Here is a 26,333-nt window from a genome sequence, read left to right as displayed (position 1 = left end):
ATTTAGTGATTTAGTGGGCTAGGTACCGGTTGGCTTGCGGAGTCAGCCGGTTTTTGTGTGCCTGGTGCCGGGCCAAACTCTTGTGGGTCGAGCTGCGAGAAGGCGCGGATTTCGTTGGCGAAATAGGCCCACACTAGGCTGCCCTGGTACACGCCGGGCCGCTGATTGGTGCGGAGCTTTTGCGGGTTTTCCTGGCGCCGCTGTTTCCAGTAGCGTCTTTTGCGGAAAAAGTCGCGGTGGGCGCGCAGAATGGCTTTCGTGTCGCCGGTATTGCCTTGTACCAAGAAGCGAAGTGCCGCCACCCAGTCGAGCAGCAGCCGCGTAACCAGCACCCCCGACAGCTCTGCTTCGGCCACGTTCTTATAGACCAGCGCCAGCCCGTTGCGGAAGTTGAGGTAGGTTTTGCGCGGGTTCGACTTGTGCAACGTGCCGCCACCCACATGATACACTGTGCTGCTTCCGTGGTACCACACTTCTTGGCCCACGTTCCAGAGCCGCCAGCACAGGTCGATTTCCTCCATATGGGCAAAAAAAGCCGGCTCCAGGCCACCCATGCGGTGCCAGGAAGCGGCGCGCACCAGCATGCAGGCCCCGGTAGCCCAGGCCACCGGGCGCGGGTCGTCGTACTGGCCCAGGTCGGTTTCGAGCGTGTCGAAGAGGCGGCCCCGGCAGAAGGGGTAGCCCAGCCGGTCGAGGTAGCCTCCCCCGGCCCCGGCATACTCAAATAGCTCCCGCTGGGCCGCATCCGGGCTGTACTGCCGGATTTTGGGCTGACAGGCAGCAATCTGGGCATGGGTTTCCAGTAGCTCGCGCAACGGAAGCAGCCAGCCGGGCGTCACCTCCACGTCGGAGTTGAGCAGCATGTAGTACTTGGCCTGCACCTGCTGCAAAGCCAGATTGTAGCCCTCACAAAAGCCCAGATTATCAGGGTTCTGGATGATTTCCACCGTCGGAAACTCCCGGCGCAGCAGGGCCAGCGAGTCGTCGGAGCTGGCATTGTCGGCCACGATGATGCGAGCCCCGTCGGAGTGGGCCAGCACAGCGGGCAGAAACTGCTGCAGGAATTGCTGTCCGTTCCAGTTCAGAATCACCACGGCCACATCGGCGCAGGCGCCGGGGGCTGTGGCCGTACTAGATTCCAAAGCTGCTCAGGTCGAGGCCAGGCAGGTTGGGCAGCAGGCCGCTAGTTTTGCTTTTCAGGTCTTCCTTGGCCTTTTCGCCCACTTCGGTCAGGGCTTTGTTCACGGCGGCCACCACGAGGTCGGCCAGCATGTCGCGGTCCTGGGGCGTGAGCAGCGACTCGTCGATGTCGAGCTTCAGCAGCTGGCGGTGGCCATTGGCAGTGGCTTTCACTAGCCCGCCGCCCGATTCAGCCGTCACGGTCAGGTATTGCAGCTCGGTTTGGGCCTGCTTCATCTTCTCCTGAAGCTCTTTGACCTTACCCATCATGCCCATCATGTCAAACATAGTGTCGAGAATCTGTGCGTATTCGCTGGAAACGCAGGTTTGGAAAATATATCGGCCGTAGCTGAGCCAGCCGGTAGTGCCCGGCCCAATTACGGCGGCAAGTTACGGCAAACATACGCAGTAAGGCCGGCTGCGGCCAATACGGGCCTCATTGTGGGTTCAGTAACCCGTTTCTGGTCGCGCTATCTTATGTTTGGCTACCGGCATAGCCGGTGCGCCGCCAACACCCGCGCCCGTTGTCCCGTTAGTACAAGCTATGACCAAAGCCGTTTTTATTGCTGCCGCCGAGCCCTACAGTGGCAAGTCCCTGGTTTCGCTGGGCCTGGTAAACATGCTGCTGGGCCAGGCCCGCAAGGTGGGCTACTTCAAGCCCATCATCGACTACGACCCCGCTCAGCAGCGCGACCCGCACATCGACACGGTACTGAGCCACTTTCGGCTGCCGGTGGAGTATGCCGATACCTATGCCTTCACTCGCCCCGAGGCCCTGCGCCTGATGGAAGCCGATGCCCAGGGCGAGCTTATCGACCAGGTTATTCACCGCTTCAAGCAGTGGGAAGACCACTACGACTTCACGGTGGTGGAGGGCAGCGACTTTGTGGGCCAGGGCGCCGCTTTCGAATTTGATGCCAACGTGTCCATTGCCAAAAACCTGGGTGTACCGGTTATTCTGGTCGTGTCGGGGGCTGATAAGAGCACCGCCCAAACCGTGAGTGCGGTGCTGACGCTGCTACGCAGCTTCGAGGCCCGAGAAGTGCCGGTACTGCTGGTGGTGGCCAACCGCGTGCCGCCTGCCCAGGCCGATGACGTGCGCGAGCTGCTGCGCGCCCAGCTGCCCCCGGAAGTGCTGCTCAGCGTGATTCCCGAAAACCCTGACTTACTGCATCCCACCATGCGCGAAATTCAGGAAGGACTAAGCGGCAAGTTGCTCTTCGGCGAAGCCGGGCTGGGCAACCAGGTCGATAATTATGTCATTGGGGCCATGCAGGTGCCTAACTTTCTGAATTACCTCAAAGACAACGTGCTAATTGTGACGCCCGGCGACCGGGGCGACATTATTATCTGCGCCTTGCAGGCCAACCAGTCGGCCAGCTACCCGCGGGTGGCGGGCATCGTGCTGACGGCCGGCTCCGAGCCCGACGCGCCCATCATCCGGCTGCTGGAAGGCTTGCCCAACGTGGTGCCCATTCTGGCCGTGCCCACCGGCACGTTCGAAACCTCGACCCGGGTGGGAGCCATTCGCTCCCGCATCAGCCCCGACAACCCCAAGAAGATTCAGCTGGCCATCAGCACCTTCGAGCGGTACGTGGAGGTGCGGGCCCTGGAAGAAAAGCTCATCAGCTTCCAATCGGAAGGCATTACGCCCCACATGTTTCAGTACCGGCTGCTGCAGTGGGCCAAGCGGGAGAGGCGCCACATCGTGCTGCCCGAGGGCAACGACGACCGGATCTTGCGGGCGGCGGCTCTGCTTTTGCACCAGGACATTGTGGACCTAACTATTCTGGGCAAACCCGAAGAGGTGCTGGCCTCCGTCAAGCGCCTGGGCCTGAACTTCCCCGCCGGCCACGTGCGCATCATCGACCCGGTCAATTCGGAATACTACGCCGACTATGTGCAGACTTTCTATGAGCTGCGCCGGGACAAGGGCGTGAACGAAGACATGGCTCGCGACCTGCTGCGCGACGTGTCGTACTTCGGCTCGATGATGGTGTGGAAAGGCCACGCCGACGGCATGGTGAGCGGGGCGGTGCATACTACCCAGCACACCATTCGGCCCGCTTTGCAGTTCATCAAAACCAAGCCCGGCGTGTCGGTGGTATCGTCGGTGTTTTTCATGTGCCTACCCGACCGGGTGGCCGTGTTTGGCGACTGCGCCGTGAACCCCAACCCGACGGCCGAGCAGCTGGCGGAAATTGCCATTTCCTCGGCCGAAAGCAGCCTGGCCTTCGGTATTGAGCCCCGTATAGCCATGCTATCCTACTCCTCGGGTACTTCCGGCGCCGGTGCCGACGTGGACAAGGTGCGCCAGGCCACCGAGTTGGTACGCCAAAAGCGGCCCGATCTGAAGGTGGAAGGTCCCATCCAATACGATGCCGCCGTAGACCCGCTGGTAGGCCGCCAGAAGCTGCCCGACTCGGAAGTAGCCGGCCAGGCTAGCGTCCTGATTTTCCCCGATCTGAACACGGGCAACAACACTTACAAGGCCGTGCAGCGCGAAACCGGCGCCCTGGCTATCGGCCCGGTACTACAGGGCCTCAACAAGCCGGTAAATGACCTCAGCCGCGGCTGCACTGTGGACGACGTGTTCAATACGGTGGTTATTACCGCTATTCAGAGCCAGCAGGGGTAGGTTGGTTTTTTCGCTGAATGCTCAAGCTGGGTGCGGTATAGCCCTTTTTTCAATACCATCGGCACGCCATTCGTTTCGCGCTGCCCGGTAGCATAGGCTGTACTTTTCGTATTGTTTAAACTTCCTGCATGAATATATTCGTCGTCAACTCTGGCAGTTCGTCCATCAAGTACCAACTTTTCCGCTGGCCCAGTGAGCAGCCGGTGAGCAGCGGCTTGGTGGAGCGCATCGGGCAGGAGCAGGGCAGCATCACCCACAAGGTATTTGACACCGCCCACCCCGACGCCCCGCCTACCGGCAAACACCTCACGCTATCCTTGCCCGACCACGAGGCGGGCCTGCGCGAAGTGGTACGGTTGCTAACCGAAGGGGAGGGGCGCGTCATTCAGGACCCGGCGGAAATAGCGGTGGTGGGGCACCGGGTGGTGCACGGCGGTGAGGCGTTTGCCGCTACCACGCTCATTACTGATGAGGTAAAAGCGGAAATCCGGCGGCTGTTTGCCCTGGCACCGCTGCACAACCCGGCCAACGCGCTGGGCATCGACGTGGCCGAGCGGCTGTTTCCGCAGGCCCGGCAAGTGGCCGTATTCGACACGGCTTTTCACCAGACGTTGCCCGAACACGCCTTTCGCTACGCCCTGCCCGAGGCGCTCTACACCGAGCACCGCATCCGCAAATACGGCTTTCACGGTACCAGTCACCAATACGTAGCCGCCCAGGCAGCCGCTCACTTGCACAACCCCGATGCCCGCCTGATTACTATTCACCTCGGCAACGGCTGCAGCATGGCGGCCGTGCGCGGCCGCCGCGCCCTGGATACCACCATGGGCTTCGGGCCCCTGGCCGGCCTGGTGATGGGCACCCGCTCCGGCGACTTAGACCCCTCGGTGCTGCTGCATTTGCTCGGGCCGCTGGGCTACTCGGCCGAGCAGGTGAGTGCGCTACTCAACAAGGAAAGCGGGATGCTAGGCCTCAGTGGCTTCAGCGACATGCGCGACATTACCCGGGCCCTCAACGACGGCGACGCCCGTGCCGAACTGGCCTACCGGCTGTATGCCTACCGCATCCGGCAGTATATTGGGGCCTACGCGGCGGTGCTGGGCGGGCTGGAGGCCATTGTGTTTACGGCCGGCGTGGGCGAAAACGACGCGCTGGTGCGCAGCCGGGTATGCCAGGATATGGAGTTCTTCGGCCTGGCGCTGGATGAGGCCCGCAACCAGCAGCGCGCCCCCGGCCTGCGCGACATCAGCACCGACGATTCGCGGGCTCGTATCCTGGTTATTCCCACCAATGAAGAGCTGGAAATAGCCCGGCAGTGCGCTGAGCTCCTGGCTGACCAGCAATAAACTGTAGCCGGGAAAAGCTGGCCGGAAACTCAACCAGCCCTGGCAGCAAAAAGCGGTTAGCGTAGCCCGGCAACAGCTGGCGCGCCGCTGACTTGGTTATCAGTTACGCTACTAAAAAAGCTCCCGCGCCGGGCCCTGGTGCGGGAGCTTTTTGTTGAGTTACAGGAGAGCCAGAGGAGCGAAAATGCCGGAGCGGGTCGGTCTTAGCCTTGCAGAATCTGCTCAATGGCCGCTAGCTCGTCGGCGCTGAAGGCTAGGTTCTGCAGGCACTGGAGCGAGTCGGTGAGCTGCTCGGGACGGCTGGCCCCGATGAGGACGGAGGTAACGCGGGCGTCTTTCAGCAGCCAGGCCAAGGCCATTTGGGCCAGACTTTGGTGGCGGTTCTGGGCCAGCTCGTTCAGGCGGCGTACCTGCTCCAGACGCTCGGGCGTGAGCTGGGTTTCGGTGAGGAACCCGACGCCTTTGGCCACGCGCGAATCGGCGGGAATGCCGTGCAGGTACTTGTCGGTGAGCAGGCCCTGGGCCAGGGGCGAAAAGGGAATGCAGCCCACGCCTTCTTCGCCCAAGAGGTCAAGCAGGCCGTCTTCCACCCACCGCTCCAGCATCGAGTATTTGGGCTGGTGAATGAGGCAGGGCGTGCCCAGCTCGCGCAGAATGCGGAAAGCTTCGCGGGCCTCGGCGGGCTGGTAGTTGCTCAGGCCCACGTACAAAGCTTTGCCCTGGCGCACGAGCAGGTCGAGGGCCGTCATGGTTTCGAGCAGGGGCGTGTCGGGGTCGGGGCGGTGGTGGTAGAAGATGTCGACATACTCCAGGCCCAGACGCCGCAGGCTCTGGTCGAGGCTGCTGACCAGGTACTTTTTGGAGCCCCATTCGCCGTAGGGGCCTTCCCACATGTGGTAGCCGGCTTTGGTGGAAATAATCAGCTCGTCGCGGTAAGAGCCGAAATCCTCGCGCAGCACGCGGCCGAAATTCAGCTCGGCCGAGCCGGGCGGCGGACCGTAATTATTGGCCAGGTCGAAGTGGGTGACGCCCGCATCGAAGGCGCGGCGCAGGGTGGCCCGGCCGGTAGCCAGTGTATCAACGTCGCCGAAGTTGTGCCAGAGGCCTAGCGACAGTGCCGGCAGTTTCAGGCCGCTGTGGCCGCAGCGGCGGTAGGTCATGTCGTGGTAGCGGGCCGGGCTGGGTAGGTAGTGCATGGGTTCGGAAGTAAAAAAGGCGGGGCAAACGGCTGGCAAGATGGCGGGCCGCCGCCACAACTCCTTACTGCTTCTTCAAATACTTGCGCAGCGCCAGCTGCCTATTGGCCCGGATGCCTTCCGCCACCGAGGCAGCGTTGATCAGGGCGCCGGCTTCGTTGGTGTGGGTATGGTCGCCGGCGAAGAGGCGGGCTACGGCATCGGGACCGAGTTGGTCGTATTTGTTGGCCGTAAACTGGTTCAAATCAATGAAAGCTACGCCTTCCTGCCGGGCTACTTCAGCTGCCCAGTCCCCGAAATCCTGGCTGGCGCGCTTCACCTTGCCATTCTGCCACTGGTTGCGCGGAATCATGGAGGCCACGATGGGCGTGGCGCCCCGGGCTTTGGCTTCGTGGATAAACCAGCGCAGATACCGGCCGTAGGTGTGCACCGTTTCGTGGCGGCCGTCGGGCCAGGTCAGCGCCCGGATTTCCTCGCCGGTGCCACGCAGCACGCCCCGCCGGCCGGCTTTGGTAGTGTCGGGCGCGCCGCCTTCGTTGTGGCCGAACTGCATGAGCAGAAAGTCGCCGGGGCACAGCAGCGAATCGACGGTGCGCCAGCGCTGCTCCGAGACGAACGTGCGGGTGCTGCGGCCGGCCATAGCGCGGTTGTCGATGCGCAGGCGGGTGGAGTCGAGAAACAGGGGCAGCTCGGCACCCCAGCCCACTTGGGGCGCGTGGGGGTTGCGCACCGTGGAGTCGCCGATAAGGTAAAACGTGGGGCGGCGTGGCACGGCCCCGGCCAGCAGCAGGGAAAGTGCGCCGGAACGGGAGAGCAGCGGATTTTTCATGGGCAACGGCGAGGGTAGGCAGGAGCGCGAATGTAGCCTACAAGGACGCCAGGACGCCGGGTCGTACTATCGTGCACTCTCCTAGGGCCCGGTGCTGGCTGCTGGCCCCGCCGTAGTTACCGAAGAGTACAGGAGAGTTTGGCCCCGGCAAGCCTCTTTCTTGCGCATATTCGCCCCCAGTTGCTAGCCTGCCCGCCCCATGACCTATCCACTCCGCTTTTCTTGCCCTGTATACCGCTTGGCCGCCTCGCTCGGAGCCTGGAGCCTGGCGCTGCTGCTGACTGCCGCGCCGGCGCTGGCCCAGAAGCTGCCCCGGAAGAAAGAGGTGCTGAAAGTCATGACGCTGACCAACGACTACTTCATGCGCAAGTGGCCCGACCCGGGGCAGGATATTATGACCAACAAGCTCCGCCCCAGTCATATCTGGACGCGGGCCGTGTATTACGAAGGCTTAATGGCGCTGTATGCCACCGATAAGCAACCACGCTACTACGACTACGCCGTGGACTGGGGCCAGAAGCACCAGTGGGGCATCCGCAACGGCATAACGGACCGTGACGCCGACAACCAGTGCGCCGGCCAGACTTACATTGACCTCTACCAGATTGACCGCAAGCCCGAGCGGATCCGCGACATCAAGGCCTGCATCGACAACATGGTGCAGAGCGACAAAGTAGACGACTGGCACTGGATTGATGCCCTGCAGATGGCCATGCCGGTGTTTGCCAAACTCGGGGTAGAGTACAAGGACGATCGGTACTTCGAGAAGATGTACCAGATCTACAACTACTCCAAAACCCAACACGGCGGCAGCGGCCTGTATAACCCGCAGGACGCGCTGTGGTGGCGCGACAAAGACTTTGTGCCGCCTTACAAGGAGCCCAACGGCGAAGACTGCTACTGGAGCCGGGGCAATGGCTGGGTGGTGGCTGCTCTGGTGCGCGTGTTGGACGTAATGCCCAAAAACGCCCCGCACCGCCCGGAATATGAGCAGCTGTACCTGGCCATGATGAAGGCCCTGCCGCCGCTACAACGCCCCGACGGCTTCTGGAACGTGAGCCTGCACGATGCCACCCACTTTGGCGGCAAAGAGCTGTCGGGCACGGCGCTGTTTGTGTACGGCATGGCCTGGGGCCTCAATCAGGGCCTGCTCGACAAGGCGCAGTATCAGCCTATCGTGGCCAAAGCCTGGCAGGCCATGGTGCAGGACGGCGTGCATAAGGACGGCTTCCTGGGCTTCGTGCAGGGCACCGGCAAAGAGCCCAAAGACGGCCAGCCCGTGAGCTTTACCAGCAAGCCCGATTTTGAAGACTACGGCCTCGGCTGCTTTCTGCTGGCCGGCAGTGAAGTGTATAAGCTGAAGTGAAAATCGTTCGTCGTGTAGAGCAGCGCGAGACATGATGTTCTGAACAAACAACTTGCCCTTTCCCCATGAAAAAGTCCCTCGCTCTTTCCCTGCTGCTGGCCGCCACGCTGCCTCAGCCGGCTGCCGTGGCCCAGGCCCCGAAATGGCCGGCCATTACCCAGCAGGCCAAGCCCTGGACGCGCTGGTGGTGGCAGGGCAGCGCCGTGAATGAGCAGGACCTCACGCGCCTGCTCACCGAATACCAGCGGGCCGGGCTGGGCGGGGTGGAAATAACGACGATATACGGGCAGAAAGGCGCCGAGCCACAGTTTATCAATTTCCTGGCGCCCAAGTGGCTCGATATGCTGGAGCACACGCTTAGGGAAGCTGGCCGGCTGGGGCTGGGCGTGGATATGGCCCAGGCCTCGGGCTGGCCGTTCGGCGGGCCCTGGGTTACTGCGGCCGACGCCTGCAAGTATGCCACCTTCCAATCGTACCGCGTGAAGGGCGGCGAGCAGCTGCGCGACGCCGTGACGTTCATCCAAAAGCCCCTGGTGCGTACCGTGGGCCAGCCCATCGACAGCAAGCAACTGGTGGAGCCCATCACCAAAAATCCGGATTTGCAGCTGCACGCTTTCGACCAGGTGCGCTTCGAGAAGTCGCTGCCCCTGCAGGCCCTGATGGCGTATTCCGATAAGGGCGAAACGCTGGACCTGACCAGTAAGGTGGATTCGGCCGGCAAGCTGAACTGGACCGCGCCGGCGGGCAACTGGCAACTCTACGCGTTGTTTGAGGGCTGGCATGGCAAGCAGGTGGAGCGGGCTGGCCCCGGCGGCGAAGGCGACGTAATCGACCATTTCTCCAAAACGGCCACCCAGCACTACCTCCAGCACTTCGACGAAGCTTTCAAGGGCCGCAACCTGAAGGGCATCCGGGCTTTTTTCAATGATTCCTACGAGGTAGACGATGCCCAAGGCGAGGCCAACTGGACGCCGCTGCTGTTTGCCGAGTTCCAGCAGCGGCGCGGCTACGACCTGCGCCAGCACCTACCCGCCCTGTTTGACCAAGCCCAGACCGACGAAAACCAGCGCGTGCTTACCGATTACCGCGAAACGATATCGGAGCTGCTGCTCGAAAACTATACCCAGACTTGGAGCACTTGGGCCAAAACCCACGGCGCGCTGATTCGCAACCAGGCCCACGGCTCGCCGGCCAATATTCTGGACCTGTACGCCGTAACCGACATTCCCGAGACGGAAGGTGAGGATTTGCTGCGCATCAAGTTTGCCTCGTCGGCAGCCCACGTAACGGGCAAAAAGCTGGCTTCGTCGGAAACGGCGACTTGGGAAAATGACCATTTTCTGTCCTCGCTCAGCGACGTAAAAAAGGCTATGGACCGGATGCTGCTCGGCGGCATAAATCATACCTTTTACCACGGCACCAACTACTCGCCCCAGGCCGCGCCCTGGCCGGGCTGGCTGTTTTACGCAGCTGTGCATTTCAACCCCAACAACACCTTCTGGCAGGATTTCGGGCAACTGAACCGCTACGTGGCCCATTGTCAGTCGTTTATGCAGGCCGGCAAGCCCGCCAACGACGTGCTGGTGTACCTGCCCATCTACGACGCCTACGCCCGACCCGGCAAGGTGCTGCTCCAGCATTTCGACGGCATCGAGCACGGCTTTAAGGGCATGACGGTGGGCACGACCGGCGAAGAGCTGCTCCGGCGCGGCTACGGCTTCGACTTTATCTCCGATAAGCAGCTGCTACAGGTAGCCACGGCTGGCAACGGCCTGCAAACCGGCGGCGCCACCTACCAGGCCATCCTCGTGCCCGACGCCCGCACCTTGCCGCTGCCCACCCTGGATCAGCTGCTGAAGCTGGCCCGTAATGGCGCCACGGTGGTGTTTCAGAAGGCCCTGCCCGACGATGTACCGGGTCAGGGCAACTTGGTGGCTCGTCGCGCCGCATTTAAAAAGCAACTGGCCCAACTCAGCTTCACGGCCGGCAGCAACGGTAGTCGGAAGGCCGTGTTCGGCAAAGGCGCGGTGCTGGTAGGCACCGACGTAAACCAGCTACTGACCCAGGCCGGCGTGAAGCGCGAAACCTTGACTGACAGCGGCCTGCAGTTTGAGCGCCGCCGCACGGCTAGAGGCTACACGTACTTCGTGGCCAACTGGAGCGAAAAGCCAGTAAACAGCTGGGTAGCGCTGCAAACGGCCGCCAAATCGGTGGCGCTGTACAACCCCATGACCGAGCAGCTGGGCATGGCCGCGGTACGCCCGTCGGCCAAGGGCCGGCCCGAGGTGTACGTGCAGCTGGCCCCGGGCGAGTCGTGCGTGCTCGAAACCTCGGAAACGGCCGTTACCGGCCCGGCTTATGCCTACCAGAAGCCCGCCGGGGCCGCCCAGCCGCTTACCGGTACCTGGGATGTTGAGTTCACCTCGGGCGGACCCGAGCTGCCGGCCAAAACCCAGGTGCAAAACCTTACTTCCTGGACTAGCTGGAACGGCGAGGCGGTACAGAAATTCGCCGGCACGGCCACCTACACCCTGGCTTTCCCGATGCCACAGGGTGCGGCCGACGGCTGGCTATTGAACCTGGGCCGGGTGGCGGAAAGTGCCCGGGTGCAGCTCAACGGCCAGCCCCTGGGTACCCTCATTGGTCCTACGTATCAAGTGTTTATTCCCAAAAGTCAGCTTAAAGCCACCAATACGCTGACCGTGGCCGTAAGCAACGGCATGGCCAACCGCATCAGCGACCTGGACCGCCGCAAGGTGTCGTACAAGAATGCCTACAACATCAATATGTCGAGCAAGCTCAAGGAAAACCGGGGTGCCGATGGCCTGTTTACGGCCGAAAAATGGCAGCCCCGGGCCTCCGGCCTCCTCGGCCCCGTAACCCTGACGCCCACCACCACCGGCCAGCAGGTGCAGTAGCGGCGGGCCGGTGGTTTCTGCTTTTTACAGTACAGCGTTCTGGTTGTCAATATTTCTTCAACTTTCATTTATCATGCGCGCTCTGCCCATCATAGCTTCCGCCGTTCTGCTTGCCTTGGGCCACGCTGCCCAGGCCAACGTAACCCTGCCGGCCCTGATAGCCGACAACATGGTGTTGCAGCAGCAAAGTAACGTGGCCCTCTGGGGCTGGGCCGAGGCCGGCGAGGCTGTAACAGTAACCGTAAGCTGGCAGAAAGAGCCGGTGAAAACCACCGCCGACGCGCAGGGCAGCTGGCTGGTGCGTGTGCCCACGGGCAAGGCCGGCGGGCACACGCACGGTAGTGGTAAAGGGTGATAACCTGCTGACGGTCAAAAATGTGCTGCTGGGGGAGGTGTGGCTCTGCTCGGGCCAGTCGAACATGGCCTTCCCGGTGGCCCGCGTGCCTTCCACCTGGAAAACCGGCGTACCCGATGCCGACCAGGTAATTCCGCTGGCGCACTACCCGGCCATCCGCATGTTTACCGTGGAGCAGAAAGTGGCCGACACGCCCCAGCGTGATACCAAGGGCAGCTGGGTGGTGTGCAGTCCGGCCACGGTGGGTGGCTTTTCGGCCGTGGCCTACTTTTTTGCCCAGGAAATTCAGGCAAAAACCAAGCTGCCCATCGGCCTGATTCACTCCTCGTGGGCCGGCACCCCGGCCGAATCCTGGACGCGCCAAGAGGTGCTGGCCCAAGACCCCGACTTTCAGCCCATTCTAAGCCGCTACGAGCAGGGAATCACCACGTTTGTCCAGGACCAGGCCGCCTATAAAGCACAACTGGCCGACTTTCAGCAGAAGCGTGCCGCCAACCCCAAAACGACTCGGGCGGCCCCTTTGGCTCCCGTGGGGGCCACCAGCAACAAGTCGCCCTACAAGCTCTACAACGGCATGATTCGGCCCCTGATTCCCTACACGCTCAAGGGCGTTATCTGGTACCAGGGAGAGAACAATGCCGTGCGGGCCTACCAGTACCGCCGCCTGTTTCCGGCCCTGATTACCAGCTGGCGCAACGAGTGGCAGCAGCCGGAAATGCCCTTCTACTTCGTCCAGATTGCCCCGCACTACAGCCAGAACGCCGAAATCCGGGAGGCCCAGCTGCTCACGATGCAAACCGTGCCCCACACCGGCATGGCCGTCATCACCGATTGGAGCGACTCAGCCGACATTCATCCGCGCAACAAGCAGGTGGTCGGGCATCGGCTAGCGCAGTGGGCTTTGGCAAAAGACTATGGCGCGAAGAAAACGGTGTATTCGGGCCCCGTGTACCAGTCGATGAAAGCCGAGAACGGCAAAGTGCGCCTGCGCTTCGAACACGCCGACGGCGGGCTGGTAGCCCAGAACGGCCCGTTACGCGAGTTTACCATTGCCGGAACCGACAGCATCTTTCACCCCGCCCAAACCCGCATCGACGGCAACTCGGTAGTCGTGTGGAGCACGCAGGTACCCCGGCCGGTAGCCGTGCGCTTCGCCTGGCGCGCCATTCCGCGGCCCAACTTCTACAACGCCGCCGGCCTGCCCGCCACGCCCTTCCGCACCGACCAGTGGAAGCTGAAGACCCAGGGCCTGCGGTAGAGTAACAGGCGGTAATTGTACTCCTGGAACGCCAGGCGCTGGTTTTCGGCCAACGCTACCGTAATCGACTAACCTTTATACTAATGGAAGAAATAGCCTTCACCATGCAGCTCAAATCTGGCGTAGCAGCCGAATACCAGCGCCGGCACGACGAAATCTGGCCCGAGCTGACCGAGCTGCTGGCCGTTGCCGGCATCCGCGACTATTCCATCTACCTCGACCGTGCCAGCGGCACGCTTTTCGCCGTGCAGAAACGCCTGCCCGGCCACACCGCCGATGAACTGCCGGCACAGGCCATTATGCAGCGCTGGTGGGCCCACATGGCCGATTTGATGGAAACCAACCCCGATAATTCGCCGGTGGTAAAGCAGCTCGAACGGGTATTTCACCAGGAGTAATAATAGTAGCGCGAACTGTGTAGCTCGCGTGCCAGAACAACCCGAATGGCGCGAGTTACGCGAAGCTAAAGTTCGCGCTACTGGCATCTTCTGCAGCTACTGCTTAAACCCAAACGGACCGCCTCCGGATAGTCCGAGGGCGGGCCGTTTGCCGTTGTTGCTACCGGCTTTTAATACCCGGGATTCTGCTCGTAGAGGCCGGGAGCGGCGGTTAGCTCGGCCTGGGGCACGGGGTAGAGGATGCTATTGGCCGTGATGTTGCGCGTGATTTTGTTGCGGGTGTCTTCCTTGGCAATCCAGGTGTTCATCACGTCCAGCACCACGCCCTGGCGCACCAAATCGTGCCAGCGCAGGCCTTCGCCGGCAAACTCGCGCCGCCGCTCTTCCAATAGCTGGGGCAGCGTGACGCCCACAACGGGGCCCAGGCCGGCGCGGCCCCGCACCTGGCTCACGGCCGCATCTACCTCGGCCGGGCTGCCGGCGGCCCCGCGCAGAATGCACTCGGCCTTCATCAGCAGCACGTCGGTGTAGCGCAGCACGATAAAGTTGACGGGCCAGTCGAAACGGTCGACGCCGCGCAGGGTTTCGTTCAGGTATTTGCGCTCAAAGGCCCGGGTTTCTTTGAAGTTGGTGAGCGTGGTGTAGCCCATCTGGAAGTTGAAATCCTTGCGCACGTCGGTTGCGGCGTAGGAGCCAAGCAAGTCATTCGACACCGGCTTGATTTCCTCGGCTCCCGCAAACGGGATTTTCACGGCCGCGAAATACGTACTCGGCGACATCAGCGTGGGCAGCGTGCCGCCCCGGCCCGTGCCACCACTGATGTACTGCACGTCGAAAATGACCTCGCGGTTATTCTCGTTGGTGTAGGAGAAAATGTCGGCATACTTGGCCACGAAGCCGTATTTGTTGCTGGCAATGATTTCGTTGAGCAAGGTCAGGGCCTTGCCGTATTCGCCGCTGGCCAGCCCCGGTCCCTGAATGCCATAGGTGGGGCCCGAGCGGGTGAGGTACACCAGCGCCAGCAGGCCCTTGGCGGCGCTGCCCGTGGCCCGCCCGATGTTGGGCTTGTCGGCCGTTACAGTGTTGTCGTAGGCGAGGGGCAGGTTGGCAATGGCGGTCTGCAGGTCCGCAATTATCAGGTTGTAGACGTCGGCTACCGGTGTGCGGGGCACTTTCAGCACTTCGCTGGGTACCAGAGCTTTTTCAATCAGGGGCACGCGGCCGAAGGTGCGCACCAGGTCGAAGTAGTAGAAGGCCCGCAGAAACTTGGCTTCGCCCTCGTAGCGCGTGCGCACGGCCGGGGCCAGAATGCTGCCGTTGGCGGCCAGCTGGTCCAGCAGCGTGTTGGCCCGGAAGATGCCGTTGTAGTTGGTGGCCCAGGCCTCAGCCACGTAGGGGTTAGTGGCCAGCGTGGTCTGGAAGTTATTGATGGGCTCCCAGTCGCGCACCCCAGCTTCGCCCACGCCGTAGAGGTTGTCGGAGCGCATTTCGGAGAGGTTGTAGAGCCGATCGGGGTAGGCTACCAGGTCACTGTAGACGGTAGTCAGGGCCTGGTCGAAGTCGTTGGCAGTCTGGAAGAAGGTCGGCGTCGAGCCGCTGGAAATCGGGGCCTGATCCAGCTCGTTTTCGCAGCCGCTCAGGGCCCATACCAGGGCGGCGCAGAGGGTGATATATCGGTTTTTCATGGTTGAAAAGCGCGTAGCAGTGGCCGGTTAGAAAGTCAGGTTCAGGCCCACAATCAGGGACTTGGTGAGCGGCAGGCCGCCGTAGTCGACGCCCACCGGAAAGTTGGCGTCGCCGCCGTCGGTATTCACAGCCTCGGGGTTGTAGCCGCCCCGGTATTCATCGTGGCCGAAGAAGTTTTCGGCCGTCACGTAGAGGCGGACTCCCTGGGCAATACTTTTCTTAATAACCAGGCCCAAATCGTAGCCCAGCGTGATGTTGCGCACCCGGTAGTAGTCGGAGGAATACAGCCAGTCGGTGTTTTTGATGCGGCCAAAGGTGGAGTACACTTTGCCCCGGTCGCCGGCCCCGGGATTGTCTGGGGAGCGCCACCGTTCGGTGTAGAAGGCCGGCACGTTGTCGACGTAGCCCTGGCCAGTCCGGTCGATGGCGCGGCCGAAGAGCGAGTAGATCGAGCCGCCCCACTGGCCCTGCACCAGCACGCTGAGGTCGAAGCCCTTGTACTTGAAGCTGTTGGTGATGCCCCAGGTGTAGTCGGGGTTGGGGTGGCCCACTACCACCCGGTCATCGGCGTCGATTTTGCCGTCGCCGTTGGCGTCAAAGTATTTTGGGTCGCCCACGGTCTGGGTGCCGTAGCGGGCCGCGCCGTTGTCCAGGTCAGCCTGGGTCAGAATGCCGGTTTGCCGCACCACGAAGATGCTGTAGACGGGCTGGCCCACCTGCAGAATGTTGTTGGGAATATCGAAGGCCGACACCACCTGAATCGGGGCGTCGCTCACGCCCAGGTGCACCACTTCGTTGGCGTTGTGGCTGAAGTTGAGGCCGGTATTCCACTGGAAGGCGCCGGTCAGGTTGTGGCTGCTCAGCTCCAGCTCCCAGCCCCGGTTGATGACCTCGCCAATGTTGGTGAGCTGGGTCGGGAAGCCCGAAGCGTAGGGAATCGGCACGTTCAGCAGCAGGTCTTTGCTGGTCTTGGTGTAGTAGTCGAACGAGCCCGTAAGGCGGTTTTTAAGGAACCCGAAATCCACGCCCACGTCCAGCGTCTGCGACTTTTCCCACTTCAGGTCGGGGTTGTTCACGCGGTTGGGCGTTTGGCCGCTCACGGGCGTGGTACCGAAGCTGTAGTTATAGATGCCTAGTGTAGCCACGCTGCTGTAGTCGCCGATGTTATTATTGCCCGACAGGCCGTAGCTACCCCGCAGCTTCAGTTCGCTTAGCGGCGTGATGCGCTGCATGAAGTTTTCCTGCGAGATGCGCCAGCCCGCCGACACCGACGGGAAAACGCCGAACTGCTGGTTCTGCCCAAACCGCGACGACCCGTCGCGCCGGATGGTGCCCGAGAGCAGGTATTTGCCCAGGTAGGAATACTGCAACCGGCCGAAGTAGGACACCAGCACGTTGCGGGTTTCGGTGGTGAAGTTGTTGGTGGTGCCCGACACGTTGGCCGCGCCGTTGATGGTCGTCACGGCCCCGTTCACAAAGCCGCCGGCGGCCGTCAGGCGTTGCGCATCGAGCTTGGTCGTGTTGTAGGAAAAGCCCGCCAGCGCCGAAAGGTCGTGGTTCACGCCCAGGGTGGTGGCGTAGGCCAGCGTGTTTTCGTTGACGAAGGTCGTCTTGCGGTAGCCGTTGTAGGCACCCACCGCCTGCCGGTTGCCGAGGCTGCCGTTCAGGGCCGCCGGGCTGTAAGTTTTGGCTGCTCCGTCGCTGTTGTCCAGGTTCAGAGTGGTGCGCAGGTTCAGGCCTTTTATCACCTGGTATTCGGCGTAGAGCGTGCCCAGGGTGCGCATGGTGCGGGTTTCACCGGTGTTTTCTTCCAGCTGCCGGATGGGGCTGTTGCGGGTGGCGCCCCAGCGGTAGCTGGTAAAGTCGCCGGTGTTGGTATTCAGGCCGGCATCGGCTTCCACCACCGGCGACATAGACGTCACGATGTGAATCAGCGCGTCTTTGCCTTCCACGCCCGGGTCGTTGGCAATGGAGTAGGAGGGCGAGATATTCAGGCCGAATTTCAGCTTGTCGTTGGCCCAGATGTCCATGTTGGCGCGGGCCGAGTAGCGCTTGTAGCCCAGCCCGGTCATGATGCCGCCCTGGTTGAAATAGTCGCCCGAAACGTAGTAGTTCACGAAGTCGTTGGCTCCGCTGGCCGACACCTGGTAGTCCTGGGTGGCCCCGGTGCGGAAAGCTTCCTTCTGCCAGTCCACGTACGTCAGGCCGGGGTGGCCGGGCAGGGCCCACCGGTCGTCCAGCATCAGCGCCGGGTTGATGGTAGCCACGCCCAGGATGGCCTGGCGCTGGGCCGTGGTTTGGCTGGCGGTGCGGCCCGGCCCCGAATTCACCCAGGCGGCATTTATCATCTCCGTGGCCCGGTCTACCCACTGCTCGGCGTCGAGCATGGGCAGCTTGCGGGCCGCCTGGCTGAAGCCAGCGTAGGTGTTCACGCTGATGCGGGGCTTGCCCGTTTTGCCTTTCTTGGTCGTAATCAACACCACCCCGTTCGATGCGCGCGAGCCGTAAATGGCGGCGGCGGCGGCATCTTTCAGCACCTCGATGCTCTCAATGTCGTTGGGGTTGATGTTATCGAGCGGGCTGCCGCTGCCGAAGCGCCCACCGGCGTTCTGAGCGGCCGTTTCCAGTGGAAATCCGTCGATGACGTACAGCGGCTCGTTGCCGGCCGTAATGGAGCCCGAGCCCCGCACCTGCACCGAAAAGCCCCGGCCTGGCACGCCCGTCGTCTGCTTCACCTGCACCCCGGCCAGCTGCCCGATTAGGGCCTGGTCGACGCGGGCAATGGGACGCTCCTCCAGCTGCTTGGCATCGAAGCGGGCAATGGCCCCGGTGACGTCGGCCTTTTTCTGGGTGCCGTAGCCCACCACCACCACTTCCTCCAGGGCCTTCGAATCGTCGGCCAGCCGCACTGCTATGGTGGCCGCGCCCGTAAACTTGTGCTCCTGGGTCAGGTAGCCGATGTAGCTGAAAATCAGGGTGCCGGCCGTTTCGGGTACGGCCAGTGCAAAGCTGCCGTCGGGGCCGGTGGTGGTGCCGCGGGTAGTACCTTTCAGCACCACCGTCACGCCGGGCAGGGCTTCGCCGTTGGCGGCGGTTACTTTGCCCGTCAGCTGCCATTCGGCCCCGGCGCGGCTGGGCAAGTAGGCCGGGGCTGCCGTGGGCCCGGCCAGCAGTGGGGCGGGCAGCGAAATGGCGGCCAGACCGGCCAGCCACAAGGTGTAACTTCTTTTCATACGTGCGGAGGGTGAGGTTTGAGACGGAAGTGTGCCCGAAGCCACTGCTTTGGTGTTGCCAAAGTATTTCGTCCGCCAGCCGAAACTCTCCTGTAGACTGCTGGGTGTTATTATTTTTAGAATCAGTTTTCGGGAGCAGGGCCGTTTGAATTATTTTTTGATAGTTATATTCCTAAGATAATGGCGTTTAGTGCGTAACAGCGAAGGGTAAATAGTTAGTGAGTGCCGTGCTAAATTGGATATATCAGCTGTAAGGCCTTCGGCTGTCAGGCGGATTTTATTGGCTTATCGACGCCCAAAATGGTTGAAAGCAGCTGGTTTATAGTTCCGTGGCCAGGAAGCTGCGGCCGGGTGAATAGTGGCCTGACGCGGCCATAAAGCGAGTTTTTGCTGAGCTAAAGTCCCGGAAACGTTTGCGCCGCCGCGCTGTCCACAACCTGCCGGCGCATCGCCCCGCCGTGGCCGCTGCCGTTTTTTAAGTCAGCAGGAGGGTACGGGAGGGTTCTGTTGGGCGCAACCGGCAAATTTGAAACAATGGAGAGCTACCTTGACTGACGCGGGGCCCCCAAGGAAAGCAGGAGGCATCTGTGGGAATTTGACTTCCTCGCGTTTCCGGCCACGCGTCACGTCATAGCCGCCATTTCTCACGCCGCCAGCCTTCCCGCCCATGATGACTCTGAGTATTTCCTTTCTGCTGCCGCTGCTTACCTGGCTGGGCAGCTTTGCTGAACCCCAGCCGGTCGTGGCCGCTGCTGCCGACCCGGTCTGGGTGAAAGAAACCGGCGCCAAAACCCTGCCGGCCACCAAAAACACGTTTCTGGCCGCCAAATACGGGGCCGTGGCCGATGGCAAAACCCTCAATACCCAGGCCATTCAGAAGGCCATTGATGCGGCGGCTAAGAAGGGCGGCGTGGTGACGTTTGCGCCCGGCCAATACCTGACGGGCTCCCTCTTCCTGAAAAAAGGCGTGACCCTGCGCCTCGATAAGGGCGTGACGCTGCTCGGCAGCCAGGATCTGAAAGATTACCCCGATATGCCCACCCGCGTGGCCGGCCTCGAAATGAAGTGGCCCGCCGCTCTCATCAATATTCTGGATCAGGACAACGTGGCCATCGTGGGCGAAGGCACCGTGGATGGGCAGGGCAAGCCGTTCTGGGACAACTACTGGGCCATGCGCAAGGAGTACGACCCCAAAGGCCTGCGCTGGATAGTGGACTACGACGCCAAGCGCCCCCGCACGTTGCTGGTCGCCAATTCCTCGAATGTCACGCTCAAGGGCATCACGCTGCAGCGCGCCGGGTTCTGGACGGTGCATATTCTCTACTCCAAAAACGTGACGGCCGACGGGCTGGTAATTCGCAACAACGTGGGTGGCCACGGCCCCAGCACCGACGGTATCGACATTGATTCGAGCAGCTACGTGCTGGTGCAGAACTGCGACATCGACTGCAACGACGACAACTTCTGCCTCAAAGCCGGGCGCGACTGGGACGGGCTGCGCGTAAACCGGCCCGCCGAGTACATCCTGATTCAGAACTGCGTGGCCGGGGCCGGCGACGGGCTATTTACCTGCGGCTCGGAAACCTCGGGCGGTATTCGCCACGTCATTGCCCGCAACCTGAAAGCCAAGGGCACCAAAGTCGGCATCCGCATCAAATCGGCCCTCACGCGGGGCGGCACCGTGGAGGATATCGTGGTGGATAACATCGAAATGGACGGCGTGGGCACGGCCATTCTGATGACCATGAATTGGAACCCGGCCTACAGCTACTCCTCGTTGCCGGAAGGCTACACCCAGGAAACCTTGCCCGCGCACTGGAAAGCTATGCTCACCAAGGTGGAGCCCGCCGAGAAAGGCATTCCGCACTTCAAGGACGTGACCATCACCAACGTGCGGGTAACCAACGCCAAAACCGCCATTTCGGCCGAAGGCCAGGCCAACTCCCTGCTGGAAAACATGACCCTGGAGAATATCACGATGACGGCCGAAACCGCCGGCGGCATCAACTACGGCCGGGGCTGGCATGTGAAAAACATCAACATCACGGCCCAGGACCAGGAGCCCGTTGCCGTCATCAACAGCACCGGCATGAAGTTTTGAAACGACTTGACTTGAAAACAAAGAAGCGGCCCCGGGTAAGGGCCGCTTCTTTGCTTTAGGAAGGAATACGGGCGGAATGGCGGGCTACAGATTCGACAAGCCCAGGCCCGCCATGACGCGGGACTTAACCGTCAGGGCGCCAATCATGCGGGTTACGGGTAGGGGCCAGGTCCGGATCAGGGTGGGAATGGCCAGGATGCCGGCCTCTTCGGCCCGGTCGGGGTCGAGTTGAATGTCGATGACTTCCAGCTCGTATTCTCCTGGGACTTTTTCCTGGCAAATCGTATTCAGGTTATCAATGGCCTCCACCGAAATGTGACTTTTCCCGTTAATATAAAGATGTAAAGCGAGTTTGCTCATGGGTTATGCTAAGGCTGCCACACCGGGTTACTGTTGAGTTATTCGGACTGCGGGTCCGGAGACTAGCTCCGAAGCGGAATGCCGGTAAGAATGCCGCTGACGCCGATAAACGGCTCACCGATGTTGATGCCTTTGTCGTCGATGGTGAAGCCCCGGATGGAGGAATCGTGCTTGGAGCCGCGCATTTTCAGCACCGATAGGCTGCGCTGCATATCGCCCGACATTTCCACATAGCGCAGCAGAATGATGGTGTCGGTGAGGGGGGAAATATTGCCTTCGGTGTCGGAAGTGCCGCCCGAGAGCAGCGTGGTCGTCACGGTAAACATACCGGTGATTTCCTGGTGCTTAAGAAACGAGGTAAGGGCAATGATAAACTCCCGGAAGGCTTTGTCGGTGCTGGTGCGCGACAAGGCTGAGAGGCTGTCGATGGCAATCCGGTCGGGCTTGAATTCCTTGACGATGGCCTGGATGTTGAGCAGATGGTCTTCCAGCGACGATACCTCGGGGTAGATGCACACCACTTTCAGCTGTCCGTCTTCCTCGAGCTTGGCAAAATCCTGGCCCCAGCCGGTAGCGTTGCGAAACAGCTGCTCCCGGCTTTCCTCGAAGGCCAGCAGCAAACACCGCTCCTTCTTCTGGATTCCGTTGATAAAGTTGGCTACCAGCAGCGTTTTGCCCGCCCCAATGGAGCCCGAAACCAGAATGATAGAGTCACGGTAAAAGCCACCGCCGCACATTTCGTCCAGCTTGGCCACCCCCGACGTTACCCGCACGCTCGACGAGCGGTACTTCAGGTCCATGGCCGACAGCGGGATGATGACAATGGCCTGCTCGGGGTGAATCGTAAACAGGTTTTCGCCCTTTTCGTGCATGCTACCCCGAAACTTGAGAATTTCGATGGTGCGCCGCCGCTTCTCCTCACTCAGCACGTTGCGCAGAATAATGACGTTATCGGTCAGGAATTCCTCCACGCCCAGCCGCGACACTTTGCCGTATTCCTCAGTGCGCTCGGTGGTGATGATAGAAGTAGTGTCGAGGCGGCCCAGGGCCAGCGTGACTTTGAAGAGCTCGTGGCGGATGCTGTTCATTTCCTGAAACTGGGTGAACACGCTGCCGATGGAGTCGAGCACTACGCGCTTGGCGTTGCACTTGGTAATGGCCCGCTCGAGGCGTACCTGGAAGCCGCTCAGGTCGTAGTCGCCTACGGTCAGCGAGTCGTCGTCCTTCTGGGAGGCATCCACAAACACCCATTTGCCCTCTTTTTCCCAGGTGTCGATGTCCCAGTTGAGGGTGCGCAGGTTGATGCGGATATCCTCCACCTGCTCTTCGAAGGTGACAAACACACCGGCCTGGTCGAAAAGCTGAATACCCATGGCCAGAAACTGCGCGCTGAACAGCGTTTTGCCGCACCCCGAGCTACCCGAAATCAGGGTGGTGCGGCCGTAGGGAAGCCCGCCGGCCGAAATATGGTCGAAGGCGGTAATTCCGGTTTGAAGTTTTTTGATGCTCATGGGCAGAGAAAAGGGCAGGATGAAGCGGCGGAAGGCAATGCGCCGCCGGCTGGGAAGGAACAGGAAATTCGGGTAAGTCCGAAAGAAACCGGAGCGGAGCAGGCAGATCGGGGGAGGGCAGGGGCTTTTGCCTGGGAGGATAAGCCGCAAGGTACGCTATTGGAACTCAGTAATTTCTTTGGCCGGGCAGAGCGGCGGCTACTGGCGGAAGCTGAGCACTAGATAAACAGGTAAGCGCAGCAGTTGGTTAGAAAACGGTAGTACCCGGTAAGTTCCGGCCAATTATCCTGTACGTAATGCTAATGCGTCTTTGGGGTTTCTGACAGCGGTTTTAAGGGCTCAGGAGGAAGTTCGCGAATTACTGCGCCAGTAGCACCGGATCTGGCTGAATCGAAAAAAGCCGCCACGAATAGCAGCAGCTTCTTTCGATTCAGCAGGAGGAAATAATTAGTAGAGCACCACCACCAGGCTGCGCGCCCCGTGCGCGCCAATGACTAATGACTGCTCGATGTCGGCCGTTTTGGAGGGCCCGGCCACGAAAGCGCCGTAGCCGCCGGTGCCGGGCAGCTGGGCGTAGGCTTGGTGCATGGTAGCCACCAGGCGGCGGTGGTCGAGCACGAGCACCAGGTGCTGGGTAATGGTGGGCAGGGCGCGGTGCAGCATATTGGCCTCGGGCAGCCACACGGCCCCGTTTTCCGCCACCCCAATTTCCCCTTGAAGCACAGCCAAGTCAATGTCGGCCAGCATTGCGGTGGGCGTCTGGGCATCAACGGCTACCGTACCTGCAAACAGGGGCGAGGCCACAAGCCGGGCCTCGGGAAACAGCTGCCGCAGCGCCTGCTCCACCTGGCCCCGGCCTTCAACCCACACCGCCCGGCCCCCGATACCGGCCAGCACGGCCGTAAAACGCTCCACGGAAGCATCCCCGCCAAAGTCCGGGATGTTGGGCAAAGGCGTTTCGGCGGGCTTGTTGGCCTGGGCCGCCGCCAGTATTTTTTCGCGGGAAGTAGTCACTGGGGTAATGTGCGAATGATTAATGTGCTGATGTGCTAAACTCGTGTCATTGCGAGGCGCAGCCGTGGCAATCCGTCCGCTGAAATGTGCTAAGCTTCCTTTTGTGAAAAACTATTAATCGGTGCACACGGAAAAGGGCTTTCTGATAAAAGGACAGTGCGTACTGCGCAGAGGACGGATGGCTTCGCGCTGCTCGCAATGACACATTGTCTACATTCAACCACATTAGCGCTTGAGCACATTATAGCTTCACCGTCTCTTGGTACCATTCGCGGAAGCTTTGCTTAGGAGGCTCGGGCAACTCGCGGGCCACGGCCCAGGCGTTGACGGTGGTGGCGTGGGTGAGGCCGTGGGGTAGCAGGCGCAGGCCGGTGCGGGCCAGGCGGCCGCCCATTCCAAAGGCTGTGGGGCTGGCCAGCAGGCGGCCCGTAAACTTCATGCTCCACTTCTTGGCAGTCGGAATTTCGCCGGCTTCGGCCAGCACCTGCCGCCACTTATAGAGCTGGGTGTGAATATCGATTTTGACCGGGCATACATCGGTGCAGGAGCCGCAGAGCGTGCTGGCAAACGGCAGGGAGCTATGCTTTTTCATGTCGATGTTGGGCGACAGAATCGCGCCGATGGGGCCGGGTACGGTGAAATCGTAGCTGTGGCCGCCGCTGCGCCGATACACTGGGCAGGTGTTCATGCAGGCCCCGCAGCGGATGCACTTTAGCGAGGCGCGGAAGTCGGGGCGGCCCAGCTGCTGAGTGCGGCCATTATCGACGATGACGATGTGCATTTCCCGGCCCTCGGCGGGCTTGGTATAGTGCGAGGTGTAGGTGGTAACCGGCTGGCCGGTGGCGCTGCGGGCCAGTAGCCGGGTGAAGACGCCCAGGTCACTGAGGCGCGGAATGAGCTTTTCGATGCCCATGCAGGCAATGTGAACTTTGGCCAGATTTACGCCCAGATCAGCATTGCCCTCGTTGGTGCAGATAACGACACCGCCGGTTTCGGCTACGGCGAAATTGACGCCCGAAATAGCCACTTCCCCGGCCAGAAACTTGGCCCGCAAATGCTGCCGCGCCGCCTCGGTGAGCTGCTGCGGGTCGTGGTTGCCTTTCTCGGTGCCTAAGTGCAGGTGAAACGTGTCGCTCACATCCTCCTTTTTCAGGTGAATGGCCGGCAGCACCAAGTGGCTGGGCGCCTCCTCGCGCAGCTGAATGATTCGCTCACCTAAATCAGTGTCGATGACCTCGATGCCGTGGGCCAGTAGGTGCGGGTTCAGGTGGCATTCCTCTGTGAGCATGGACTTGCTCTTGACGATGCGCGTGGCCCCGTGCTGCCGGATAATATCGAGTACCAGGGCGTTGTGCTCGGCCGCGTCGGTGGCCCAGTGTACGTGCACGCCGTTGAGCTGAGCTTCGGCCTCGAATTGCTTCAGATACTCATCGAGGCGGCTGAGGGTGTGCTCTTTGATCTGGGAGGCCAGCTCCCGCAGCTCCTGAAACTCGGGCACGGCATACACCGCTTTGTCGCGCTTCTGGCGCACAAACCACAGCGTTTCGTCGTGCCAGGTGGTGCGCTCAGCATCGGCTACGAAGGTGGCGGCGCGAAGGGAGTGGCTCATGTTTTAGTTGCTGGTTGTTCGTTATCAGTTGTTAGTCAGGGTTTGGTCGTTCGTTGTTTGGGGTCGTTGGGCCTAACAACTGACAACGAGCAACTAACAACTAACCCCATTAAGAATCTCCACCGCGTGCAGCACCTGCAGGGGGAGCTGTTGGCGACGCACGATGCCCTGTAGGTGCATCAGGCACGACATGTCGCCACCGGTGAGGACGGTGGTGCCGTTGCGCAGGTGGTCCTGGACGCGGTCCTGGCCCATGCGGGCGGAAATGGCGGCTTCCGAGACGCAGAAGGTGCCGCCGAAGCCGCAGCACTCGTCGTTGCGGTCTAGCTCGGTGAGCTCGATACCGTCGAGCGAGGAGAGCAGGCGGCGCAATTGGCCGTCGCGGATGGGGGTTATTTCGGATTCGTTGGCCTGGTGCAGGCCACGCTGGCCGTGGCAGCTCAGGTGCAGGCCCACTTTGTGGGGGAAGTGGCCGGGCAGCTCCGTTACGCCGAGTACCCCGGTGATAAAGTCGATGAGGTCGTAGGTGCTGGCGCGTACTTTCTCTACTTCAGGGGTTTGCTCCAGCTTATCGAAGTGCTTGCGGACGTGGTAAACGCAGCTGCCGGAGGGGGCCACCACGTAGTCGTAGCGCTGGAAGGTATCGACAAAGTGGCGGTAGATGGGCAGCGCATCCCGCTCGCAGCCGCTGTTGGCCAGGGGCTGGCCACAGCAGGTTTGCTGGGCGGGGAAGTGGGCCGTGACGCCCAGCTTTTGCAGCAGTTGTAAGGATGCTATGCCCACCTGCGGGTAGAACTGGTCGACGTAGCAGGGAATGAAAAGGGCGACGCGCATTGGTTGGTTGTTGGTTGTTGGGAGTTGATTGTTATTGTTCTGGATTATTGAGTTTATTGATATATGGAAGACGCCACACGCCACTTTCGGTTGGGAGATGTAGAAGCGTACCGGATTAGCTTTGCGTTGAGCAATTGCGTTTGGGATGCTGTAGTGTGTTGGAATTATTTGGCGCAGAATACAGTCGGCGCGCAGTTTGTCAGAGCTGTCGATAGTGTTTCGGCTAACCTGGCAGAAGGATTTGGACGTTACGGGAAGAAGGATAAAATCAAATTCTACCGGATAGCCAGAGGTTCTCTAATGGAAGCACTGGACTGGAATGAAAAAGCGAAAATCCGTCAGTTGTTAACCATTGAGCAATACACGCACATCTTTACTCAGCTCCAACTGCTACCTAAAAGCATCAACACGCTCATCAAATACACCAATACCAGTTTGAAGGAGTAGGGTGGGAGTTGATTGTTATCGTTAAACGGCAACAATCAACTCCCAACAATCAACA

20 protein-coding genes are annotated in these 26,333 nt (G+C 61.1%); 9 read left to right on the top strand and 11 right to left on the bottom strand.

The window, feature by feature from the left end; genetic code table 11:
* Positions 1-2: 2 nt before the first annotated feature.
* Both LGH74_RS21810 and LGH74_RS21805 read right to left on the bottom strand, forming a co-directional pair.
* Positions 3-1,142 (bottom strand): glycosyltransferase family 2 protein, encoded by a 1,140-nt coding sequence (locus LGH74_RS21810; RefSeq protein ID WP_226179737.1) that lies wholly within the window; start codon positions 1,140-1,142, stop codon positions 3-5.
* Complete coding sequence (locus tag LGH74_RS21805) at positions 1,132-1,467, bottom strand: YbaB/EbfC family nucleoid-associated protein (RefSeq protein ID WP_226179735.1); 336 nt, start codon at positions 1,465-1,467, stop codon at positions 1,132-1,134. Before LGH74_RS21805 ends, LGH74_RS21810 begins: the two co-directional genes overlap by 11 nt.
* A 256-nt stretch (positions 1,468-1,723) precedes the next feature.
* Between LGH74_RS21805 and pta the strand changes: the two genes are divergently transcribed.
* Entirely contained in the window at positions 1,724-3,817 is a 2,094-nt protein-coding gene (gene pta, locus LGH74_RS21800; RefSeq protein ID WP_226179733.1) for a phosphate acetyltransferase, read from the top strand.
* A gap of 128 nt (positions 3,818-3,945) precedes the next feature.
* Positions 3,946-5,163, top strand: a complete 1,218-nt coding sequence (locus LGH74_RS21795) for an acetate/propionate family kinase (protein WP_226179731.1) — start codon at positions 3,946-3,948, stop codon at positions 5,161-5,163.
* A gap of 203 nt (positions 5,164-5,366) precedes the next feature.
* Here the strand turns inward: LGH74_RS21795 and mgrA are convergent, their stop codons facing one another.
* Positions 5,367-6,359 carry an L-glyceraldehyde 3-phosphate reductase gene (mgrA, locus tag LGH74_RS21790; RefSeq protein ID WP_226179729.1) on the bottom strand — a complete coding sequence of 331 codons (993 nt, stop codon included), beginning with the start codon at positions 6,357-6,359 and terminating at the stop codon, positions 5,367-5,369.
* Between the two features lie 64 nt (positions 6,360-6,423).
* Positions 6,424-7,188 carry a rhamnogalacturonan acetylesterase gene (locus LGH74_RS21785; protein ID WP_226179727.1) on the bottom strand — a complete coding sequence of 255 codons (765 nt, stop codon included), beginning with the start codon at positions 7,186-7,188 and terminating at the stop codon, positions 6,424-6,426.
* A 199-nt stretch (positions 7,189-7,387) separates the two neighbouring features.
* Here LGH74_RS21785 and LGH74_RS21780 point away from each other — a divergent pair, with 199 nt between their 5' ends.
* The 5 genes from LGH74_RS21780 to rhaM all read left to right on the top strand — a co-directional run bounded on the left by LGH74_RS21780 (position 7,388) and on the right by rhaM (position 13,483).
* Positions 7,388-8,554, top strand: a complete 1,167-nt coding sequence (locus LGH74_RS21780; protein WP_226179725.1) for a glycoside hydrolase family 88/105 protein — start codon at positions 7,388-7,390, stop codon at positions 8,552-8,554.
* 65 nt (positions 8,555-8,619) lie between these two features.
* Positions 8,620-11,472: a glycosyl hydrolase gene (locus LGH74_RS21775; RefSeq protein ID WP_226179723.1), complete on the top strand. Its 2,853-nt coding sequence runs from the start codon at positions 8,620-8,622 to the stop codon at positions 11,470-11,472.
* Positions 11,473-11,545: 73 nt separating this feature from the next.
* Positions 11,546-11,827 carry a hypothetical protein gene (locus LGH74_RS21770; protein ID WP_226179721.1) on the top strand — a complete coding sequence of 94 codons (282 nt, stop codon included), beginning with the start codon at positions 11,546-11,548 and terminating at the stop codon, positions 11,825-11,827.
* Positions 11,814-13,085: a sialate O-acetylesterase gene (locus LGH74_RS21765; protein WP_226179719.1), complete on the top strand. Its 1,272-nt coding sequence runs from the start codon at positions 11,814-11,816 to the stop codon at positions 13,083-13,085. Before LGH74_RS21770 ends, LGH74_RS21765 begins: the two co-directional genes overlap by 14 nt.
* An 83-nt stretch (positions 13,086-13,168) precedes the next feature.
* A complete protein-coding gene (gene rhaM, locus LGH74_RS21760; protein ID WP_226179717.1) occupies positions 13,169-13,483 on the top strand; it encodes an L-rhamnose mutarotase in 315 nt (104 codons plus the stop codon).
* A 170-nt stretch (positions 13,484-13,653) separates the two neighbouring features.
* On the opposite strand, the gene LGH74_RS21755 is transcribed toward rhaM, so the two are convergent.
* Entirely contained in the window at positions 13,654-15,168 is a 1,515-nt protein-coding gene (locus tag LGH74_RS21755) for a RagB/SusD family nutrient uptake outer membrane protein (RefSeq protein WP_226179715.1), read from the bottom strand.
* A 27-nt stretch (positions 15,169-15,195) separates the two neighbouring features.
* Positions 15,196-18,402 (bottom strand): SusC/RagA family TonB-linked outer membrane protein, encoded by a 3,207-nt coding sequence (locus LGH74_RS21750; protein WP_226179713.1) that lies wholly within the window; start codon positions 18,400-18,402, stop codon positions 15,196-15,198.
* Positions 18,403-19,069: 667 nt separating this feature from the next.
* On the opposite strand from LGH74_RS21750, the gene LGH74_RS21745 reads away from it, so the two are divergent.
* On the top strand, positions 19,070-20,503 hold the full coding sequence (locus tag LGH74_RS21745) for a glycoside hydrolase family 28 protein (RefSeq protein ID WP_226179711.1): 1,434 nt from the start codon (positions 19,070-19,072) through the stop codon (positions 20,501-20,503).
* 84 nt (positions 20,504-20,587) lie between these two features.
* On the opposite strand, the gene LGH74_RS21740 is transcribed toward LGH74_RS21745, so the two are convergent.
* The 5 genes from LGH74_RS21740 to LGH74_RS21720 all read right to left on the bottom strand — a co-directional run bounded on the left by LGH74_RS21740 (position 20,588) and on the right by LGH74_RS21720 (position 25,831).
* Positions 20,588-20,863, bottom strand: a complete 276-nt coding sequence (locus tag LGH74_RS21740; protein ID WP_226179709.1) for a circadian clock KaiB family protein — start codon at positions 20,861-20,863, stop codon at positions 20,588-20,590.
* Positions 20,864-20,925: 62 nt separating this feature from the next.
* Positions 20,926-22,374 (bottom strand): circadian clock protein KaiC, encoded by a 1,449-nt coding sequence (gene kaiC, locus LGH74_RS21735; protein WP_226179707.1) that lies wholly within the window; start codon positions 22,372-22,374, stop codon positions 20,926-20,928.
* 447 nt (positions 22,375-22,821) lie between these two features.
* Positions 22,822-23,388, bottom strand: a complete 567-nt coding sequence (locus tag LGH74_RS21730) for a LutC/YkgG family protein (RefSeq protein WP_226179705.1) — start codon at positions 23,386-23,388, stop codon at positions 22,822-22,824.
* A 241-nt stretch (positions 23,389-23,629) separates the two neighbouring features.
* A complete protein-coding gene (locus LGH74_RS21725) occupies positions 23,630-24,997 on the bottom strand; it encodes a lactate utilization protein B (protein ID WP_226179703.1) in 1,368 nt (455 codons plus the stop codon).
* A 93-nt stretch (positions 24,998-25,090) separates the two neighbouring features.
* Entirely contained in the window at positions 25,091-25,831 is a 741-nt protein-coding gene (locus LGH74_RS21720; protein WP_226179701.1) for a (Fe-S)-binding protein, read from the bottom strand.
* 63 nt (positions 25,832-25,894) lie between these two features.
* Here LGH74_RS21720 and LGH74_RS21715 point away from each other — a divergent pair, with 63 nt between their 5' ends.
* Positions 25,895-26,278, top strand: a complete 384-nt coding sequence (locus LGH74_RS21715) for a four helix bundle protein (protein ID WP_226179699.1) — start codon at positions 25,895-25,897, stop codon at positions 26,276-26,278.
* The last annotated feature ends 55 nt before the right edge of the window (positions 26,279-26,333 follow it).

The sequence above is a fragment of the Hymenobacter lucidus genome, assembly GCF_020447265.1.
In the GTDB taxonomy this organism is placed as follows: domain Bacteria; phylum Bacteroidota; class Bacteroidia; order Cytophagales; family Hymenobacteraceae; genus Hymenobacter; species Hymenobacter lucidus.
Note: the sequence above shows the minus strand (reverse complement) of the source record. Positions and strands in the feature narration are given on the sequence as shown.